The organism is Isoptericola sp. NPDC019482, from assembly GCF_040632295.1.
Taxonomy (GTDB): Bacteria; Actinomycetota; Actinomycetes; order Actinomycetales; family Cellulomonadaceae; genus Isoptericola.
In genome coordinates this window covers 1-5,413 of sequence record NZ_JBEYBQ010000072.1, presented here as the reverse complement: position 1 = coordinate 5,413, position 5,413 = coordinate 1, and the positions used below count along the sequence as shown (strand labels likewise).

Annotated in this window: 5 protein-coding genes; 3 read left to right on the top strand and 2 right to left on the bottom strand. The window is 70.2% G+C overall.

What is annotated here, in order from left to right; genetic code table 11:
* Positions 1-119 precede the first annotated feature (119 nt).
* Together ABZ493_RS21670 and ABZ493_RS21665 are read right to left on the bottom strand one after the other, a co-directional pair.
* A complete protein-coding gene (locus ABZ493_RS21670) occupies positions 120-1,412 on the bottom strand; it encodes an extracellular solute-binding protein (RefSeq protein ID WP_430584183.1) in 1,293 nt (430 codons plus the stop codon).
* 130 nt (positions 1,413-1,542) lie between these two features.
* Positions 1,543-2,115, bottom strand: coding sequence for an alpha/beta family hydrolase (locus tag ABZ493_RS21665; protein ID WP_430584184.1), 573 nt, complete (start codon positions 2,113-2,115; stop codon positions 1,543-1,545).
* A 57-nt stretch (positions 2,116-2,172) separates the two neighbouring features.
* Between ABZ493_RS21665 and ABZ493_RS21660 the strand changes: the two genes are divergently transcribed.
* The 3 genes from ABZ493_RS21660 to ABZ493_RS21650 all read left to right on the top strand — a co-directional run bounded on the left by ABZ493_RS21660 (position 2,173) and on the right by ABZ493_RS21650 (position 5,326).
* Positions 2,173-2,799, top strand: coding sequence for a pentapeptide repeat-containing protein (locus ABZ493_RS21660; RefSeq protein ID WP_430584182.1), 627 nt, complete (start codon positions 2,173-2,175; stop codon positions 2,797-2,799).
* Positions 2,800-2,990: 191 nt separating this feature from the next.
* Complete coding sequence (locus tag ABZ493_RS21655; RefSeq protein ID WP_430584181.1) at positions 2,991-4,007, top strand: family 43 glycosylhydrolase; 1,017 nt, start codon at positions 2,991-2,993, stop codon at positions 4,005-4,007.
* Positions 4,007-5,326, top strand: a complete 1,320-nt coding sequence (locus ABZ493_RS21650) for an oligosaccharide MFS transporter (protein WP_430584180.1) — start codon at positions 4,007-4,009, stop codon at positions 5,324-5,326. The genes ABZ493_RS21655 and ABZ493_RS21650 overlap by 1 nt, the downstream gene beginning before the upstream one ends.
* Positions 5,327-5,413 lie beyond the last annotated feature (87 nt).

Here is a 5,413-nt window from a genome sequence, read left to right as displayed (position 1 = left end):
GGTGCCGGGGGTCGAGACGGTGTGGCGCGGCGGCACCCTGGTCGCGATCAACCACACGGACCGGCCCTCAAGACGCGGTCTTGAGGATCAAGTCAGCACGCTCGATGCATGGGGGGTGATCAGCCCAGCATCCCCGGCGCGATGGAGAAGAACTCCTTGACGCCGTCGTCGAGGGCGGTGGTGCCGAAGCCGATGTCCTGCGCGATGCGCGTGAACTCGACCTCGACGGCGCCGGCGCCCTCGGGCGGCGGCGGGGGAGTGTCGCCCGCCACCTCGGAGAGCTGCTCCCAGTAGTCGAGGATCTGCTGGTCCAGGCCCTCCACCTCGAGCGCGTCGAGCGCGGGCTGGGAGATCGGGGCGCCCCGCGAGAGCCCGAACTCCGTGCTCACCTCGGGGTCGTTGGCGATGAAGTCGATGAACTTCGCCGCCTCCTCCGGGTGCTCGGTGTTGGCCGACATCGACAGCTCCAGCGACGGCTTGAGGTACAGGCCGCGGTTGCCCGGGTCGTCGGCGGGCGGCAGCGTCATCGCGAACTCGGCGCCGGCGCTGCCCTCCGAGAAGCGCACCAGGAAGTTGTAGAAGCTCAGCTCGCTCGCCGTGACGCCGGAGCCCAGCACGTCGGCGCCGTTGAGCTGCTCCTGCCGCTTCGGGTCGATGAACCCGTCGTCCTCGAACAGCGGCGTCGCCCGCTCCCACCACGCGGTGAGGTCGGCCTCCGTGAAGCCGAGCGCGCCGTCGGCGGTGTAGAGCGACTTGCCCTGCTGGGCGAGCCAGATCTCGAAGACCGTCCAGATCTGCGTGTACTGCGTCGAGCCGGCCACCGCGGGGTCGTGGTCCGCGCCGGCCTTGCCGATCTGGGACAGGACGGCGTCGTACTCGTCCCAGGTGAGGTCGCCCTCGGGCACGTCGACGCCGAGCTCCTCGAACAGCCCGGTGTTGAAGAAGTTCGCGATGCCGCCCGTGCTGGTCGGGATCCCGACCAGCTTGCCGTCCACCTTCGCGGCCGGCATGACGGTCTCCGGGAACGTGGAGATGTCGATCGTGCCGTCGTCGACGAACTCGTCGAGCGGGGCGACCTGCCCGGTGCCGCCGTACTGCGACAGGTAGCTGACGTCCATCTGGAACACGTCCGGGAGGCTGCCGCTCGCGGCCTCCGTGTTCCGGGACGTCCAGTAGTCGGCGAACGAGGCGTACGACGACTGGATCGTGACGTGCGGGTTCTTCTCCTCGTACAGGTCGATCGCCTTCTCGTACCGCTCGGCGCGCGACGCGTCGCCCCACCACGCGAACGTGAGGGTGACGTCCTCGCCGCCGTCGGCCGAGCCGTCGCCGCCGCTGCAGGCGCCGAGGGCGGCGACAGCGCCGACGGCGAGGAACGCGACGCCGGAGCGTCGGAGCTTTCTCGTGGACATGAGGGCCTCCTTGCACACATGTGCCGTCGGACGACGGTCGTGACGCGACAGATGCTGGCAGGCCGAAGGGTCGGGTCGAGCGCGAGCGGACAAAAGCGCGCATCGGTGGACATCCGCGGGGACGAGCGCGTCAGAGCGTGCGTGCCCAGTCCGCGACGGAGGCCGCGACGTCGTCGTCCTTGCCGCGCACGTCGTGCGCGCCGGGCAGCGTGACGGTCGTGACCGGGCCGGGGATGGCGGCGGCGTGCTCGGCCAGCTCGTCGGGGCTCCCGAACGGGTCGCGGTCGCCGGAGACGAACAGCACCGGCACCGCCAGGTCGCCGAAGTGCTCGACACGCAGCTTCTCGGGCTTGCCCGGTGGGTGCAGCGGGTAGCTGAGCAGCACCAGGCCTGCGGCGGGCAGGCCCTCGGCCACCGCCATCGAGCACATGCGGCCGCCGTACGACCGGCCGCCCAGCAGCAGCCGGTCCGTGCCCACGCCGAGCGTCCCGGCGAACCGCTCCGCCTCACCGCGCAGGTGCGCGACGGCGACCGGCGGCCGGTCCGGTACCCGCTTGCCCGCCAGCCGGTACGGGAAGTCGACCCGCTCGGTGGGCAGGGGCGGGTCCAGCGCGGCCAGCCGTCGTTCCACCGCGACGAGCGTGTGGTGGTCGCGGCTCGCGCCCGCGCCGGGCGTCAGGAGCAGACCTCGGGGCGACGTGATGTCGGGCAGGGTGTCGGGCACCCGACCAGTGTCGCAAGCCGCGGGTACGGTCCGGGGATGCGAGCGATCGAGCCGGACGGCAGCGACCCCGGCAGCATCGAACCAGGGAGCACCGTGCGGGGCGAGGACTGGTACGGGCGGGACCTGTCGGGCGTCACGCTGGAACGGGTCGAGCTGGTCGAGGTGGACCTCACGGAGGTGACCGCGACCGGCGCCGCGTTCGACGAGTGCACGTTCCGCGGCGTGCGGTTCAACGCGTCGGTGTGGCGGGACTCGGCGTTCACGGGGTGCACGTTCAGCCGCGCCAACCTGTTCGACGCGGCGTTCGAGGGATGCAAGCTCGTGGGCTCCCGCTTCGACGACTGCCGGTTCGAGCTGCTGCGGGCCGAGCGCGGCGACTGGTCGTTCGTCACGCTGCGGCGGGCGGCGCTGGACGGCGTCCACCTCGAGGGCCTGCGGATGCGCGAGGCCGACCTCGACGGGGCGCGGCTGTCGGGGGCCACGGTGATCGGTGTCGACCTGTCCGGCGCGGAGCTGGGCGACGTCGACCTGCGCGGCGCGGTCCTGCGGGGCACGGACCTGTCGGCGCTCGACCCGCGCGCGGCCCGACTGCAGGGCGCGGTCGTGGACCCGGTCCAGGCGGTCGTCGTCGCCGAGGCGCTGGGACTCGTCGTCGCGCCCTGACGCCCACGGCCCGGTCCGTGGCGTGGGCCTCGTCACACCGCGCGCCCCTTCGTCCAGGTCATGGCGCCGCTCCGGGCCCGGACGTCGCGGACGTCACTTCGGCCACTGGTTTACATCGTTTACATTCTCTGTGGAGCAGCGCTCGATGCGCTCTGCCGGACCAGTGCAGGACACCGGAGGATGAGACACCAATGACGGACCAGGTCACGGTCAACCCGATCGTGCTGCAGCGCGCCGACCCGTGCGTGCTCCGGCACGAGGGCACCTATTACTTCACGGGCTCGCACCCGCGGTACGACCGCATCGTGCTCCGCCGCGCCGACCGCCTCGAGGACCTGCAGAAGGCCGAGGAGGTCACGGTCTGGGAGCGGCACGCCACCGGTCCGCAGTCCCAGCTCATCTGGGCCCCCGAGATCCACCGCGTGCACGGCGCCTGGTACATCTACTACGCAGCCGCCCCCGTGGACCACGGCACCGTCGACGCCCCGAGCGAGAACGAGACGTTCAACCACCGCGTCTTCGTGCTGGAGAACACCGCCGACGACCCCTTCGACGGGGAGTGGGTGGAGCGCGGCCAGGTCGACACCGGCTGGGAGTCGTTCGCGCTGGACGCCACGAGCTTCGTGCTCGACGGCGAGCAGTACCTCGTCTGGGCGCAGCAGGACCTCACGGTGCGCGGCCACTCCAACCTCTACATCGCGCGCATGGCGAACCCGTGGACGCTCGCCACCCCGGCGGTCGAGCTGACGCGCCCCGAGTTCGACTGGGAGACCAAGGGGTTCTGGGTCAACGAGGGCCCGTCGGTTCTCGTGCGGAACGGCCGCGTGTTCCTCACCTACTCCGGCGCTGCCACGGGCATCGACTACGCGATGGGCCTGCTCACCGCCGACGCCGACGACGACCTCCTCGACCCGGCGTCGTGGACCAAGAGCACCGAGCCCGTGTTCGTCTCCGACCCGTCCGCGGGCCAGTACGGGCCCGGCCACAACTCGTTCACCGAGACGCCCGACGGCGACGCCGTCCTCGTCTACCACGCACGCACCTACACCGAGATCTCCGGCGACCCGCTGTGGGACCCGAACCGCCACGCCCGCGCGCAGGTGCTGCCCTTCGACGCCGACGGCAACCCCGTGTGGGGCACGCCGGTGCCCGACACCCGCCCCACCCCGACCTCGACCGACGTCCTTCCCGCCGACGGAGCATTCTGATGAGCACCACCACCGCGACGCCCGACGGCGCCACCAAGCCCCGCGCCCGCGACTCCCTGAAGAAGCTCGCCTTCTGGAACTACGGCGGCCTGTTCTTCTTCTACTTCGCGAGCTGGCAGCTCGTCTTCACGTTCCTGAGCCCGTGGCTCAAGGACCAGGTGGGGATGTCGGAGGGCAACATCGGGCTGCTGAACTCGATGATGGCGCTCACGGCGCTGTGCCTGCAGCCGTTCTACGGCTACATCCAGGACCGGCTCGGGTTCCGCAAGAACCTCTTCGTGTTCGTCGTCGTGATGGGCGCGCTGATGGGGCCGTTCTTCGCGTTCGTCTTCCCGCCGATCGTCTCCTTCAACCAGGTGCTCGGCGCCGTCGTCGGCGGCATCTTCCTGTCGCTCGTGCTCAACTCCGGTGTCGGGGTGGTCGAGGCGTTCAACGAGCGTGGCTCGCGCGCCAACGGGTTCGAGTACGGGCACGTGCGCCTCTTCGGCTCGCTGGCCGGTGCGACCGCCTCCCTGGTCGGCGGCTTCATCTGGGCGGCCAACCCGGACAACATCTGGTGGGTCGGCACCTTCTCCGCGATCGTGCTCGGTGCGCTCCTGTTCGCCGCCCGTACCCCGAAGACGGCCGCCGGCGACGGCGCCGGCGCCGGAACGGAGGCGAGCGAGCGTCCCAAGGTCTCGAAGGACACGGTCAAGCATCTGCTGCGCAACCGTTCCTTCGTCGGGTTCATGGTCCTGATGTTCGGTACCGCGGCCCTGTACGACGTCTTCGACCAGCAGTTCGCGATCTACTTCGGGGAGCACGTGGTCGGCAGCCTCGACCCGCAGGTGCTCTTCTCCCGCGTCGTGTTCGTGCAGATCCTGCTCGAGGCCGCCGTCATGGTGGCGATGCCGTTCATCATCAACAAGATCGGCGCGAAGCGGGGACTGCAGATCTTCGCGCTCGTCCTCGTGGTCCGGGTCGTCGGCTCCGCACTGTTCACCTCGACGGAGGCGCTCATCCTGTGGCGGCTTCTCGCCGCGATCGAGATGCCGCTCATGCTCGTCTCGGTGATGAAGTACATCACCCGGATGTTCGACGTCCGGATCTCCGCGACGGCCTACATGATCGGTTTCAACACGGCCAAGCAGGTCGGCGTCTTCATCTTCTCGTGGGTGTTCGGCCTGTCGTACGAGGCGATCGGCTTCTCGCAGTCGTACCTCGTCATGGGCGTCGTCGTGCTCGCCGTCCTGGTGGCGTCGAGCTTCCTCATGCGCAACGACAAGGGACGCCCCGACCCGGTCGGCCCTGCCGCCGAGCCGGCCGCCGTCGCCGCCTGACAGTGAGGATGATGTAGTCGAGCCCCGCAGCGGGTCGTTCCTGACCCTCCGCCTGACTGACTTCGGGTCTTGAACCGGATCTGTCGG

Bases quoted from the DNA above. Each gene is read 5' to 3' on its own strand.
- ABZ493_RS21670 (WP_430584183.1), bottom strand. From the start codon at position 1,412: ATGTCCACGAGAAAGCTCCGACGCTCCGGCGTCGCGTTCCTCGCCGTC.
- ABZ493_RS21660 (WP_430584182.1), top strand. From the start codon at position 2,173: ATGCGAGCGATCGAGCCGGACGGCAGCGACCCCGGCAGCATCGAACCA.
- ABZ493_RS21655 (WP_430584181.1), top strand. From the start codon at position 2,991: ATGACGGACCAGGTCACGGTCAACCCGATCGTGCTGCAGCGCGCCGAC.
- ABZ493_RS21650 (WP_430584180.1), top strand. From the start codon at position 4,007: ATGAGCACCACCACCGCGACGCCCGACGGCGCCACCAAGCCCCGCGCC.